We start from the raw sequence: 13,574 nt of genomic DNA, 5'->3' as shown, positions 1-13,574 counted from the left end.
GCCTGCCCCGATCAACCCACCCTTGAATACCAGCCGATAAAGCCTATAATCTGAATTGTTGTGGTGAATAATTTTGACATAGTCATAAAAAGCGGGACCATTATAGACGGTACGGGTGCGTCCGGCAGGAAATCCGACCTGGGTATAAAGGGGGACAAGATAAGCTTCATAGGGGACATAGAACCGCAGGACAATCAAACCGTAATAGACGCTGCGGGTTTAATAGTGGCCCCCGGGTTTATAGACATACATTCCCACAGCGACTTCCTCTGTTTCATCAGCCCCGGAAGCGAGAGCAAGGTGCTCGACGGCGTGACCACCGAAATATGCGGGAACTGCGGCTCTTCACCCTTCCCCCTCTCGAAGGAGACGCTGAAGAGGAAACAGGAGAACTACAGCAAGTTTGGTCTGGTAATAGACTGGCGGGACGCCGAGGGTTTTTTCAGGAGAGTGGAGTCACAACGCAGCTCTATAAACAGGGGCTTCCTTGCGGGCCATTCAAGTATCAGGGATTTTGTCATCGGTTATGACAGCAGACCACCCGCCGGCGGGGAACTATCCGGGATGAAGGACGAGGTAACAAGGGCAATGGAGGCCGGCGCCCTTGGACTCTCCAGCGGTCTTATATATCCGCCCGGATGTTTTGCCGGCAGGGAGGAGCTTATTGAGATCTGCCGGGAGGTTGGCCGGCTCGGCGGCGTTTATACCACACACATGAGGAGCGAGGGGGAAAAACTCCTTGATGCAATCAAAGAGGCCCTGGAAGTATCACGCAGGGCCGAAGTGGGTCTTCAAATATCCCACATCAAGACTGCGGGCAGGGAAAACTGGTCAAAGCTCTCTTCGGTGAAGGGGCTGCTTGATTCGGCCATAGCAGAGGGGCTTCCGGTCTCGTGTGACAGATACCCTTACGTGGCGGCGGCAACCGACCTCAACGTAATTCTTCCCAACTGGGTCCAGGAGGGAGGGATGGAGAAACAGATGGAGAGGCTTACCGGTCCGCGCACACGCATGAAGGTTACGGAGGAGATACTGGATAGAAGTAACGATGAGTGGTACGGTGAGACTATACTTATCTCGGACGTACACGCGGGGACTGCTGAACACAAGGCCCGCGTGGTGGGTAAGACACTTGCCGAACTGGGCAGGGAACATGATAAACCGCCGCTGGAGGTGGCGCTTGACCTCTTGATAGAGCAGAAGGGGCGCGTGTGGATAGTGGCCTTCAGCATGAGCGAAGACAACCTGGAAGAGATTTTGAGTTGGGATTTTGTCGGTATAGGTTCCGACAGTTCGCTTCGGGCGCGAGACGGCATGTTGGGGCAGGGCAGACCGCACCCCCGCGCGTACGGTACCTTTTCCAGGGTGCTTGGCCGGTATTCAAGGGACAGAGGTGTATTGTCGCTGGAGGAGGCGGTTCATAAGATGACGGGGTTTTCTGCGAGGAAGATGCGTCTGGAAAACAGGGGGGAGGTCAGGGAGGGTTATTTTGCCGATATCACCGTCTTTGATCCTGAAGACGTAAAGGACAGGGCCACGTATCAAGAACCACATCAATATTCGGCGGGTATCGGGTACGTGATAGTGAACGGGCAGATTACTGTAGATGGCGGCAGCCACACCGGAGCGGCGGCGGGAAAGGTCCTGAGGAGGGAATGAGACCCGTAATAGGTATAAACTGTAATTATGAAGAAGAGGTCGTAGTAGTAGAAGATACGCGGCCGCGCTATTACCTGGATAGAGACTACTGCATGGCCGTGGAGCTCGTGGGTGGAATTCCGGTGCTTCTCCCGCGGGTGGAAGAAGACGGTATTGAGAATGTCTTAGGTATGCTGGACGGCCTGATTCTCAGTGGAGGTACAGACATAGACCCATCGCGCTACGGCCAGAAGGCACACCCGAGCATGGTGCCGATGCCGGTGGAGAAGGAGGAATTTGATTTTAAATTGATCAGAAGCGCCCTAAAGCTCGATATGCCCATTCTTGGGATATGTTACGGTGAGCAGTTGTTAAACGTCAGCCTGGGGGGCAGTCTTTTTCAGGACATACCGGCACACATGAATACCTCCATCAACCACCGTAACCCTCCCGGAGGACGCCACAAGGTGTTAATAGAAAAAGGCTCAAGGCTTCACAGGATGTTAGGTGTGGACGCCGTAGACACCAACAGCGCGCACCATCAGACTGTAGACCGTCTGGGTAACGGCCTGAAGGTCTGCGCGAGAACAGAGGACGGGGTGATTGAGGCCGTAGAGAGTGACAGGCACACGTTCGTGGTGGCGGTACAGTGGCACCCGGAGACGATGTTGGATGAACCGGTTGAGCGGGGCCTGTTCTCAAGCTTCATTAAGGAGGTAAGGGCCTATGCCTCTCAAAGAATCTAGGGTGCGAGGCTCCGCCGGTATGCTATTTGTGATACTGCTTGTTCTGCCCCTTACTTCGTGCGCAAAGAACGAGGACGTCTCCTACGAAATAAAGGATGACATAGCCCTGTACAAAAGGGAGCTGAGAGCCCTCCCGGACGACATCGACGCCCGCTACGGACTGGGAGTCAACTATTACAAGGCCAGGGATTATGCAGGCGCAGTGAGGGAACTTAAGACCGTAGTCGGGATGAATCCAAACCTTCCTTATGCCTGGAACAATCTGGGGCTGGCTTACGTAGGAGAGGGCAGGCTTGGAAAGGCCGTAACCGCGTACCTGAAGTCCCTGCAGCTGGAGCGTGATTTCACGCCGGCAAGGATAAACCTCGGACTGGCCTATTATCTGGCCGGTATGTTCAAGGAGGCAGGGTCACACTTCGAGATAGTTTTGAATAAACATCCCGATAACGTCACCGCCCGCGAGGGTTTTGGTCTAAGTCTTCTCAAGCAGGGGAGACTTTACGAGGCAGTAACCGAATTCAATAAGGTCCTGGAAATTGAACCCGGTAACGCAGACGCATACAAGTATATAGGTATAGCCAGTGAAGAAATGGGGGATATTCGCGCCGCAATATCAGCTTACAGAGAGTCCTTGAGACTTAACCCCCATGATGCGGAGACCCACTGGAACCTGGGGAACATCTACTTTGACCAGGGTTATCTGGTGGGTGCGCTTAGAGAGTATACGTATGCCGTCGATATCAAGCCCGACTTTAAAGAGGCGCACTTCCAGAGGGCGATAACGTTGAAGAAGCTGGAGGCCTTTAGAGAGGCGACCGCCGAGCTTGAAGTTTTGATCGAGCTGGACCCTGAGTATCCTGAAGCCCATTACCTGCTGGGTGCTGTTTATGAGGCCAGGGCCGCGAGTGGTAGTGGAAAAGATGTGCCCAGGCGTGAAGAATTTATTGAAGAGGCCGTTTCTGAGTACAAAGTGGAGCTTGAGAACAACCCTTACGACATCAACACCCAAAAGGCGTTGGGCAAGTTATATCTGGACAGGGGAGACCACGTTGACGGCCTCGATCATTATACCCGGGTCGTGGAGATTATGCCGGCCAGCGCGGAGGCGGTCTATGAACTGGGTGATGCTTATGCCCGGAGCGGCAGATTTTCCCTGGCCCTTCTTCAGTGGGAGAGGGCCGCTGAGATGGACCCCACGATGGCAATAAAGGTGTGGAAACGGGTCCTGGAGGTCAGGCCCTCAATGGCAGAGGCACATTACAGACTCGGTATGGCATATATGCGCGAGGGTAAACTGGCGGCAGCCATTAATTCTTTAAACACGGCCGTCAGCGCACGACCAAAGAATCTCGCCTTCCGCCAGGCCCTGAAAAGGGTACGCAGAAGTCAAGAAAAGGCCCGGGCAAAGGAAGGAAAGAAACGTATAGAGGAGGAATGGTGGCCCTAGTCCTTAAACTTCAGCAGGTCTAACTTGGTCCTTTCGTCAGGCTTTCTCTCCGCCGACAGGCCCTTTAGCTCTATTATTACCGCCTCTATGGTGAGATAGACCTTTGCGTCCTTCCTTATGCAGCCCAGGTTGACAAGGTTGTCTCTACCTATCCCGCTGTGGACGTGGATTTTTGGGGTGTCGTCCTTCCAAAAAATAGTACCCAGCCCCAAGACCTCCCGGCCGTCGGCAAAATCTCTCCACATCGGCACGGGCGGCACCTCCACCTTCTCAGGTCCGACCACGATTTCGGCCTTTTCCAGGGCGCCTAGAAAGTGCAGCAACCCGGCCCTGATATTTTCTTTTTTAATGAGCGACGTGAGTTCGGCCAGCAGGTCGTCCCCGTGGTCAAACCTGACCACAAACACCCTGCCTACGTTACACTGGGAATATTCCATTTTCTTTACCCTGGAACAATTTAAACCCAAAAGTCTTGTGATTCGTCTAAAGGTTCGTAAAAAAAGCCACAGGCCGTATGTCGCCGCAGATGTGCGGAAACGGTCACGGGACATCCTACAAACGGCCGGTCAAAAAATCAACGTGGAATTAGGTTAGTAAGTGGATACGTTTGTAAACACCGCTACGGTGACCTGAATCTTCAGTATTTATTATAGTCCCGGCAGTCTCAAATTGATTTTGCGTGCCTGTGTTCGTATAATGCACGCCTTTCCAAACGGGAGGTACGTCCATAAATGTCTTTGAAGAGGGAATATGACGTGGTGGTGGTGGGTGCCGGACCTGCCGGGGCGGCAGCGGCAAAGGTAGTGGTGGAGGCCGGTCTCACGGTGCTGGTGATAGAGCGTAAGAAGCTGCCCAGGTATAAGATATGTTCAGGTCTCATAAATGAGAAATCGCTGAAACTTACGAAAGAACATTTTGGCGATATTCCGGTTGAATGTTACTGCAAACCGCGCATAATTAAGGGTGTCAGGCTCTGGTATGACGCGAAACGTTCCAGGAACTGGCCGTTTGGTGAGAATGGCGCGCCCAATGTGTGGCGCGCGCAGTATGATGAGTGGCTGGTCAGACGCTCAGGGGCTGAAGTAAGAGACCTGTGTCTCCTAAAGGATTTTGTAATGGACGGCGGCAGGGTTGTCCGGTTGTACTGCAAAGACTCCCAAGAGGGGCTCTTAGAAATAGACTGCAAGTATTTGATTAGTGCCGAAGGTTCACTCTCCTCCGTACGCGCCAAGCTGAACCCTGAACTTGAAAAAAGATCCCACTGGTTCCTGGCATATCAAAATTACTACGAAGGCAGTTCGGTGCTTGACCCCGAGTGGTATCATGGGTTCCTCGACCCCGCGTTTGGTGAGATATACGGATGGTATAACGTTAAGGATGATTACGTTATATTTGGTACGTCATGCAGGAAGGGCGGGAGGTTCGGCCCGTATCTTGAGAATTTTACACAGTTTTTGAAGAAACACTTCGGTTTGAGGTTGGGCAGATTGGTTAGGAAATCAAGTTGCCTGGGCACTAACATGTGTGCTACAGGGAACTTCTACCTTGGCAAGGACAGGGTGTTGCTGGCTGGGGAGGCGGCAGGGTTTCTTAACATGTTTGGTGAGGGCATCTCCTCGGCACTGGCCACAGGCCTGCTGGCAGGTCAGGCGGTAGTTCAGGCTGATTCCGGCTCGGACAAAGGCGCCCACGAGATTTACACAGAGCTTTCCGGCCGTGAGCGAAGAGAGACGCTGGCATCCTGGAAGCTCGCGGCCAGACTTGCAGGTAGACCGGTTATGGTTTAAGCAAAATCTTACGACATTTCATTATTATGTTTGACATTTATGTTGTAAGTAGTATACTTAACACTCCTTCCCCAGGAGGAGGGGGTAGAATAGTCTGTTCTCCTGCTGGACTAAAAGTTGTGTCTTTATCAAACTGCCACGGTAGTCGCTTTTGTATGGGGAAGGACTGCGCTCAATCTGAAGACCTCATGTCTTTTTGTCCGCAAGTATAAGCTTGTTTTTTTGCCTTAAAGATGTCTTAATGCCGTTAAATGTCGAGATGTGTTGTTTTCCTAAGGAGGAGGGAATGGCGAAGGCTCTCAAGGGAAGCGTTACCATTGAGTTTAAGCAGCCTAAGCTGGATGTATCTATAGCAGACCCTACCGTTATACTTTACAAGGGCTCTCAAAAAAAGCTGCGTGAAGAGAAAACAATTGACGTGGCTACCTCCTCAGACCAGGACTGGTTTTCCCAAAACATATACTGCAGAACGTCTTGCCCCATAAATACCGATGCCAGGTCATATTCACTGGCAATCTCCAAAGGCCAGAACCAGCTTGCATATCTTATCGCCAGACAGAATAACCCGTTTGTGGCCGTCCTTGGAAAGGCCTGTAACGCGCCCTGTGAGGACGTTTGTCAGAGGGCGAAGATAGATTCACCCGTAGCCTTGAGGGCACTCAAGGATTTCGCCGTGGAAAGGAACAGGTTTAGCACACAAGAGGTCTACAAGTGGCTGGATACAAAGAAGTCAAAAGTAAAGTTGCGCAAGGGAGAGGAGCCTCCACGTATCGCTATTATAGGGGGCGGTCCGGCCGGTCTGTCTGCTGCGCACGACCTGGCCCTTATGGGCTACAAGGTAAAGGTCATTGAGGCGACAAGCAGGCTGGGTGGTATGTTAAATGCGACACCCAGATACAAACTGGATAAGGAATCGATAAAAAAGGATATTGACAACATACTCTATTTAGGCGTTGAGGTGGAAACAAATCGGACATGCGGAACGGATTTCAGTATTGATGAGGCGCTAGGGCAGTATGACGCCGTGTTGTTAGCCACGGGCCTTCAGAAGGGCAAGTTGCCGGACATACCCGGTACCGAGCTTCAGGGTGTACTCCATGGAGTGGATTTCTTGAAACATGTCTTCGCCGGTGACAGGGTATTTCTGGGAGAAACAGTCCTGGTCCTGGGGGGAGGAGGGAACGTCGCCCTGGACATTGCCCGTACGGCCCGGCGCGTGGGGGCAAGGAATATACGAATTGGTGTGGTCTGCATTGAGGCCGCAGAGGGTTCTAAACCATACAACACTGAAGATGAGATGCCGGCCGATTCCTCCGAGATATACGCAGCCAAACAGGAAGGGATCACCTTCCTTAACTCTCTGGCGCCCAAGGAGATTACCGGGGAGTATGGAGAGGTTAAGGGCCTCAAGGTAAGACATGTCAGCACTGTTTACGACGATAAAGGATGTTTTAACCCCGCCTTCAGTGATACTAAAGTTGAAGTCTTAAAGGCGGATACCGTTATACTTGGATATGGTCAGGAGCTGGACAGCTTGTTTAAAGAAAAGAGCAAGGGCCTTAGACTTACGGCTGACGGCTTGCTTAAGGTACACGCTGGGACCATGATGACTGCCAGGGAGGGGCTGTTCTCGTGCGGGGACATGGTAAGTCCGGGACATATTGTAGATGCCGTAGCCTCCGGACAGAAGGCCGCGCAGTCAATCCATGAATATCTGGGAGGAACGGGCTCGCTGGAACTTGGGAGTTTGAAGGAGATTCGACCTGTTCATCATCATGAAAGACACGACACCTTTGCCCTGAAAGGCACGATAGGCAGAACACTCCCGCCCGCATTGTCCCCCAGGCAAAGAAAGAGAAATATGGAACTTGTGGAGGGAAGCTACCCTGTTTACGAGGCCAAAAAACAGGGAGACAGATGCATCGACTGTAGTAAGTTCCCGATGATAAGCCCTTACCATCCCTGTACGGTATGTGGGTCCTGTGTGGATTCATGTCCGGCCGAGTGCATATCTATGAGGTTTATGAACAAGGCTGACATGAACGGCTCCACCAAAAAAGTGGAGGGGGCCGATGGTAATGGTCCCTGGGTGGGGCTGATAATAGATGACAACGCTTGTGTACGCTGTGGCGCATGTGCAGAGGCGTGTTCGGAAGACTCTATACATATGGTAAAGTTCGAAGAAGTTACCGAATAAAAGAGGACTTTAATGGCTAAAGTTGCATCGAAGGCAAAAAAGACGTCAAAGGCGGAGAGGGTGGCAAAGACTACACGCCGGGAGACGTTGAGAAAAGTCCTGTTTTTCGCCTGCTGGGGTGTATTCCTGGGCTTCGCGGGCATGTTAGGCATAAGTATTGTGCGTTTTGTATATCCGAGGGTGATGTTTGAGCCCTCAAGTCTGTTCAAGGTAGGTAAGCCTGACGAGTACAATGTGGGTGAGGTTACTGTAATCGAAGGCCGGAGGGTGTTTCTTATCAGGGACGAGAAGGGTTTTTATGCCCTTTCGGCCATATGCACCCACCTGGCTTGTCAGCCCATCTGGGAGGAAGACAATCAGATATTCATGTGTCCATGTCACGGCGGACGTTTCTATAAAAACGGTATAAACTTTGCCGGCCCACCGCCGAGGCCCTTGCCGAGGTATTTCATGAGGTTTGCCCCCGATGGCCGTATGATGGTGGATAAGTCGAAAGAAGTTGATATGAGCTTTTATCTGAAGGTATGAGGGTTTTAACATGAAATGGGTTCCTTTAGGACTTGTTGGATATACGTTTTGTCTGGGCGGGCTCAGTGTTTTTTTTTTCCTGTTATGTATCCTTACTGGACCGTTTCTGATGATGTATTACATACCCAGCGTAGACAGGGCGTGGGCGGACGTCCAGGACCTGAGCAATGTGGTGCCCTTTGGCAGGTTTCTCAGGAACGTTCACAGGTGGTCGGCATGTCTTATGGTCATCTGTGTACCCCTCCACATGTTAAGGGTGTTCCTGCAGGCCGCATACAAGCCTCCCAGGCAGCTCAACTGGCTTGTGGGGATTACGCTGCTGTTACTGACATATATGATGGCCTTCACGGGTTATCTCCTGCCGTGGGATAATGAGGCCTACTGGGCGGCGACCGTGGGCATGACGATGGCGGAGAACAGCCCGATAATTGGGGCCAAGGGCCCGTTCAGCATCCTGCCTCCGGACAAGGACATCCATTACGTCTTATTAGGCGGTACGATGCTGGAACAGGCGTCTCTGACGCGTTTCTTCTTCGCCCACTGTGTGGCCATACCCGGGGCGATGGCCGGGTTGATGGGTCTTCATTTCTTTAATATACACAAGGCTGGCGGGATGTCCGGTCCCCTGTAAGACCTTGGTTTGTGATTTTGTAGACGTGACAATAAGGCTTGCTGGATGAGTTAACTTACAGGAGGTATAAGCAACAGTGTCTTCTGGACCGCATACCGGAGAAGAGCGATACCGGGTAATGACCGTCGTTAAGGGTGAGGCCCTCACCTCGAGGGATATATACGAAAGGCCCCCCGGGTACGAGCTCTTCTTTCCCAATTTTGTGATGAAGGAACTCTGCGTCGGACTCTTCTTCCTGATTATCATCTTTGTGTGGGCGTACTACAAGAACGCGCCTCTGTTCGAATTGGCAGACCCCACTCATACCCCGGAACACATAAAGGCAGCCTGGTACTTTGTAGGGCTGCAGGAGTTGCTGACCTACTTTGACCCCTATCTGGCGGGGGTAATAATCCCAAGCAGCATCTTAGCGGGTCTTTACCTCACACCTTTTCTTGACCCCGATCCGGTGAAAGGAATTGGCCGGTTCGCCTGGAGGGAGAGGACGTTTGCGATGAGTACTTTCGTCGGGGGTTTCGCGTTCTGGTGGTTGCTGGTAATAGTAGGATGGTATTTCAGGGGGCCGTTGTGGGCCTTTTACTGGCCGTGGGAGGACCAGCACGTTCTAAAGACCTCATCGACCATAATGTGGGACTTTCCGCTGCCGGCAGGTATAGCCTACATAATGGTGTTCTTCGCACTCGGGGTTATCATTCCTGCAATTATTTTCCCGAAATTCTTTTATCGCATGGGAATAATAAGGTATGTCATAACCATGTCGCTGTGGACGGGAATGCTCTTTGTTGTGGCGAAGATATTTTTGAAAAACGCCCTTCACGTCAAGTATATACTTGTTACACCCTGGTTTAACGTATGAAAGTGATGAGACATGTTGCCATTTCCAATTAACCTGAGTCTTCCGTGGCTTATCGCGTTTGTTGTGGCCTCGTGCGGTCTCGTGGCAGTTGCGGCCGTATGGATATTCTCAGAATGGGGCGAACCTATCTGGAAGCAATATCAGGCAAAGGAACTTGTCGAGATGCGGGACAACCTGGAAAAAGAACTGGTAGTCCTGGAGGACCCGAAGTGGGGTGACCCGGCAAAGGCAAAGATAGTGAGGACGTCCCTGGGATTTCTCGAGAGGCCGGACTACCAGATAAAACAGATAATACTGAAGGGCCATGGAAACTGGAAGGAAGGCACTTCAGGCGTACCGGTTGACAGATGCATGACCTGTCACATAGACGAAGACAAGCTTGACAAACTGCACCCTGACATAAAAGACTACTTTCCCTTCAACGTCTACGGGTGCACGATGTGCCATGGAGGGCAGGGCAGGGTGTTGAGAACGAAGGCGGAGGCCCACAAGGGAGTGCTTAGTAACAGGGCGGAAATGATGAAAAGGGAGGACAAACCCGAGGAGATATTGGCGTTATGGGACAGGATGGCCAAACTCTCTATCCAAAACGACCTGACGGCGTTTGATTTTAGAGACTACAACCCCGCCGGGGAGAAAATGGTATACGTGGGCAGCTTTGCCTGTTTGAAGTGTCATAAATTACTGAACCCTCGCCACGTTAAAGCATGGAAAAATAAGTTCAAGACCTGGCAAAAGGTGGTGGACGCAAAGGATTATGTTGAAGGTGACGAAAATTACCGGAAAAAGTGTCTGAAGTGCCACACTACGGGTTACGACGAAAAGACAGGCGAATATGCGGAAGAAAACGTTACCTGTGAGGCATGCCACGGGCCGGGAGAGTTATTCTCAAAATACATGAGGAACGATAGGCTGGCGGAGGCCGCCATGGTGACTCACGACGTGTTCAGCTACAAGGTATGCGGCAGGTGTCATGTGCCGCGCAGGCACGATATGAGAGAGGCCATGCTGGTGGCTGCTAAAGAGGACGATTTCTCAGACTGGCTGGTATCGACGTTTGACACGAAATCTGACGACATTTACGCTGGCATCTCTGGAGAATCGGAAGACTCTGTGCTTGAAGGGTTGAGTAGATTGAAAGACGTGGGGAACGAGCTGGACATGATGTTAGAAGAAATGAGGGATTTACTGTCCGAGCAGGAAAGGTCCATTCAGACGGTTGAGGAAGTGGAGCTTGATGAAGAAGGGTCGCCGCGTCCGTTCAGGGCCGGACTGGAGCTTCATGAACCTCTTGGCACAGATTCACAGGAGGTGCAGGCGGAGACCTCAGAGAAATTGTTTGTATCCAAGGAGGCGTCTTGACGTTTCTTTAATTGCGGGACCTGGTTCATTCCGCTCGGGGCGGGTCTTGAAGCAGTCTGCATCGGCGTCTCTGCAGGAAGAGCAGTTTATAAACCAGTGCAGTCTATTGCACACATACATTCATTGTGAGTGAGTGTAACGAAGGGAGGTGGTGGGAAAGGGAGAAAAGTATAGTTAATTCTCTGTTAGTAGTAAGAAACTTCAAAGAAGGGGGAAACTGAGTATGAAATTATGGAACATACTAGCTGTGCTGGCCTGTACGGCGCTCGTTTTGGGAGTAGCGCTTAATACAGCCCAGGCACAACATGTGACCACGCCCGATTCCAAAGTGGCCGCAGACATGCCCGAAACTGACCTGATGTATCCGGGGAAGATGAGGGTGCCATGGGCCGAGTGGGTAGGGCTTGAGATGGGCTCCGGCCCGTTCAGAAAGCTCTATAAGCCAATACCCATGCATATGTACATTGCCCCAACGAAGCACTACATCAGACCGGACATGTCCGGGTTTGCAAAGATGTTCGAGAAGTTCAAACCCGACCAGTGCGAGGAGTGCCATCTTGAGGTAACTCCCGGCTGGGTGCACATGTGGAATGATTCGGCCCACGGCAATCCGAGGGACAGTGCAAAATGGGCTGCAAAGACCGCCAAGATAGAAAAGGCACTGGGCAGACCGATTGACAAGGTTGGCTGCGCCGAATGTCATGGCTCCAGCCATGAGGTGCTTCAGATGCCGTACCTTGACAACTCCTGCTCCCACTGTCACTTGACGCAGTGTAAGGAGTTTGTCTCGGAGAAGAAGCAAGGCAGGCCGAGTCACTATGCTAGCTGGATTTCAGAGGTTGTACCTCCCTGGTATATTGAGAACTACCGGAGAGGTGAAGGCGCCGGCCAGATTGGCTGCGACGTATGTCACCCTGAAATGCAGCGCTGTGACGGCTGCCACATGAGGCACACCTTCGGTACCAAGACGGCAAAGAAGCCGGGTACCTGCGGGAAATGTCACATGGGTTATGACCACCCGGACTACGAGACATACATCAAGTCCGCAATGGGTGTTGTCTACCAGGACACGGGCAGTTCTTGGAACTGGGACCTGAACCTGGCAGACATAGTTCCCGGAAAAGACTGGAAGGCACCGACCTGCGCCTACTGCCACATGTATCAGGGCAGCGGGAAGTGGGGACATAACGTGACTTCCAAGAACATCTGGCGTATGGGCGTCTACAAGCCCAAGCAGCGGAACTATGAGTACAAGTCCGCTTTGAAGAACGCTCCCTACGGTATAAACATACCGCCTCTTAACAGGATAATCGACATTGACTCTCCTGACAATAAGAGGAACAGGGAGATTTGGATTGAACTGTGCGCCAACTGCCACAGCCCCAGGTTTGCCAGACTCTGGTTGGATAACCTGGATACGTACATGTTGATAGGGTGGCAGCACACGGACGCCTCCATGGCCGTTCTGGACACATTGTACGCAGAAGGGGCTATCATACCAACGCCCACGAATCGTGACCCGTGGTATCTGGGTGACGTGCTTGCAGGCATTCTGGGCCCGAAAAAGCTGGGTCAGGACCTTTACAATGCCTTCAACACGACGAAGGGTTACTTCCCGATTTATGGGCCTATCCTGGCCACTGGTGACCACTATCTGGTAGGTCCTGGTAGGCCGCACACGATAGAACTCCTTCTTGACGAGCAGTGGTTCAGTAGTCTGTTGAAGGGCTTCAAAGGCACTGCGCACGCCCAGCAGGATTACTCCTGGTGGTACGGTTGGGCGCCTATGGTGCAAGGCCAGGCCAAGATTCAGACCATGGCGGTTAACCTGCGCAGGTTGCAGGCCGTCGAGAAGAAGCTGGGTATAACTGCCCTCGGGCAACTGCCCAGCGACCCGATCATATACGCGCATACGCCGCTGTATGAAACGGGCGGTCCTGGTATAGACAGAACAACAGCCGATCCAGAGGAGAAGAAGTAGTTTCGGCCGTTTTGTGGGAGGCTGCCGTCCGTTTAAAAACGGGCGGCGCCTCCTACTTTTTAATGGTCTTATGTGCCCTGCTGTTTGAGAATTGTACCCTCACCAGATAATCAAGAAAGCTGGTCTGCCTGAAGAAATATTCTGCATCAAGGATTTAGTCCCTGTAGACCGCCGACGGAAGAATGCGCACACTTGGGTACACAATAGTGTGTATGCATGGGTACAGCCTCAAGCCATGTTATGGTCTTGAGTTACATGACATATAACCGCTTTCGTGAAATGTGTGCAACACACGGTCTGTTGCCGTTTTGACAATGTGCCAAATTTCTCTTTACTAACGGCTTTGTTTTCAATACGATTGTTGTATTATCCCTTTATTCGTATGAAAACAGGCACGTTAT

11 protein-coding genes are annotated in these 13,574 nt (G+C 51.9%); 10 read left to right on the top strand and 1 reads right to left on the bottom strand.

Translation table 11 applies throughout. The annotated features are described in order from the left end of the window. Nucleotides 1-63 precede the first annotated feature (63 nt). Genes NOU37_04025 through NOU37_04015 form a run of 3 tightly spaced genes read left to right on the top strand, consistent with a single transcriptional unit; the run spans nt 64 to nt 3,831 of the window. A complete protein-coding gene (locus NOU37_04025; GenBank protein MCQ4574401.1) occupies nt 64-1,659 on the top strand; it encodes a D-aminoacylase in 1,596 nt (531 codons plus the stop codon). Beyond that, nucleotides 1,656-2,384 carry a gamma-glutamyl-gamma-aminobutyrate hydrolase family protein gene (locus NOU37_04020; GenBank protein ID MCQ4574400.1) on the top strand — a complete coding sequence of 243 codons (729 nt, stop codon included), beginning with the start codon at nt 1,656-1,658 and terminating at the stop codon, nt 2,382-2,384. The genes NOU37_04025 and NOU37_04020 overlap by 4 nt, the downstream gene beginning before the upstream one ends. Further along, nucleotides 2,365-3,831 (top strand): tetratricopeptide repeat protein, encoded by a 1,467-nt coding sequence (locus NOU37_04015; GenBank protein MCQ4574399.1) that lies wholly within the window; start codon nt 2,365-2,367, stop codon nt 3,829-3,831. Before NOU37_04020 ends, NOU37_04015 begins: the two co-directional genes overlap by 20 nt. On the opposite strand, the gene NOU37_04010 is transcribed toward NOU37_04015, so the two are convergent. Further along, nucleotides 3,828-4,268 carry a DUF296 domain-containing protein gene (locus NOU37_04010; protein ID MCQ4574398.1) on the bottom strand — a complete coding sequence of 147 codons (441 nt, stop codon included), beginning with the start codon at nt 4,266-4,268 and terminating at the stop codon, nt 3,828-3,830. The genes NOU37_04015 and NOU37_04010 overlap by 4 nt on opposite strands. Before the next feature lie 294 nt (nt 4,269-4,562). Between NOU37_04010 and NOU37_04005 the strand changes: the two genes are divergently transcribed. The 7 genes from NOU37_04005 (at nt 4,563) to NOU37_03975 (ending at nt 13,173) form a co-directional block, all read left to right on the top strand. Further along, nucleotides 4,563-5,618: an FAD-dependent monooxygenase gene (locus NOU37_04005; GenBank protein ID MCQ4574397.1), complete on the top strand. Its 1,056-nt coding sequence runs from the start codon at nt 4,563-4,565 to the stop codon at nt 5,616-5,618. A 286-nt stretch (nt 5,619-5,904) separates the two neighbouring features. Further along, nucleotides 5,905-7,815 (top strand): FAD-dependent oxidoreductase, encoded by a 1,911-nt coding sequence (locus NOU37_04000; GenBank protein ID MCQ4574396.1) that lies wholly within the window; start codon nt 5,905-5,907, stop codon nt 7,813-7,815. Nucleotides 7,816-7,827: 12 nt separating this feature from the next. Beyond that, a complete protein-coding gene (locus tag NOU37_03995) occupies nt 7,828-8,343 on the top strand; it encodes a ubiquinol-cytochrome c reductase iron-sulfur subunit (protein MCQ4574395.1) in 516 nt (171 codons plus the stop codon). 10 nt (nt 8,344-8,353) lie between these two features. Further along, on the top strand, nt 8,354-8,974 hold the full coding sequence (locus NOU37_03990; protein ID MCQ4574394.1) for a cytochrome b N-terminal domain-containing protein: 621 nt from the start codon (nt 8,354-8,356) through the stop codon (nt 8,972-8,974). Between the two features lie 76 nt (nt 8,975-9,050). After that, nucleotides 9,051-9,830, top strand: coding sequence for a hypothetical protein (locus NOU37_03985; protein ID MCQ4574393.1), 780 nt, complete (start codon nt 9,051-9,053; stop codon nt 9,828-9,830). A 12-nt stretch (nt 9,831-9,842) separates the two neighbouring features. After that, nucleotides 9,843-11,192: a cytochrome c family protein gene (locus NOU37_03980; GenBank protein ID MCQ4574392.1), complete on the top strand. Its 1,350-nt coding sequence runs from the start codon at nt 9,843-9,845 to the stop codon at nt 11,190-11,192. A 223-nt stretch (nt 11,193-11,415) separates the two neighbouring features. Next, complete coding sequence (locus tag NOU37_03975; protein ID MCQ4574391.1) at nt 11,416-13,173, top strand: hydroxylamine oxidoreductase; 1,758 nt, start codon at nt 11,416-11,418, stop codon at nt 13,171-13,173. Nucleotides 13,174-13,574: the final 401 nt, after the last annotated feature.

Origin of the sequence: Candidatus Bathyanammoxibius amoris (genome assembly GCA_024451685.1) — a bacterium.
GTDB lineage: Bacteria > Planctomycetota > Brocadiia > Brocadiales > Bathyanammoxibiaceae > Bathyanammoxibius > Bathyanammoxibius amoris.
Note: the sequence above shows the minus strand (reverse complement) of the source record. Positions and strands in the feature narration are given on the sequence as shown.

What these genes read in the sequence shown, in the direction of transcription:
- NOU37_04020 (MCQ4574400.1), top strand. Translation starts at nt 1,656, where the DNA reads ATGAGACCCGTAATAGGTATAAACTGTAATTATGAAGAAGAGGTCGTA.
- NOU37_04015 (MCQ4574399.1), top strand. Translation starts at nt 2,365, where the DNA reads ATGCCTCTCAAAGAATCTAGGGTGCGAGGCTCCGCCGGTATGCTATTT.
- NOU37_04010 (MCQ4574398.1), bottom strand. Translation starts at nt 4,268, where the DNA reads ATGGAATATTCCCAGTGTAACGTAGGCAGGGTGTTTGTGGTCAGGTTT.
- NOU37_04005 (MCQ4574397.1), top strand. Translation starts at nt 4,563, where the DNA reads ATGTCTTTGAAGAGGGAATATGACGTGGTGGTGGTGGGTGCCGGACCT.
- NOU37_04000 (MCQ4574396.1), top strand. Translation starts at nt 5,905, where the DNA reads ATGGCGAAGGCTCTCAAGGGAAGCGTTACCATTGAGTTTAAGCAGCCT.
- NOU37_03995 (MCQ4574395.1), top strand. Translation starts at nt 7,828, where the DNA reads ATGGCTAAAGTTGCATCGAAGGCAAAAAAGACGTCAAAGGCGGAGAGG.
- NOU37_03990 (MCQ4574394.1), top strand. Translation starts at nt 8,354, where the DNA reads ATGAAATGGGTTCCTTTAGGACTTGTTGGATATACGTTTTGTCTGGGC.
- NOU37_03980 (MCQ4574392.1), top strand. Translation starts at nt 9,843, where the DNA reads ATGTTGCCATTTCCAATTAACCTGAGTCTTCCGTGGCTTATCGCGTTT.
- NOU37_03975 (MCQ4574391.1), top strand. Translation starts at nt 11,416, where the DNA reads ATGAAATTATGGAACATACTAGCTGTGCTGGCCTGTACGGCGCTCGTT.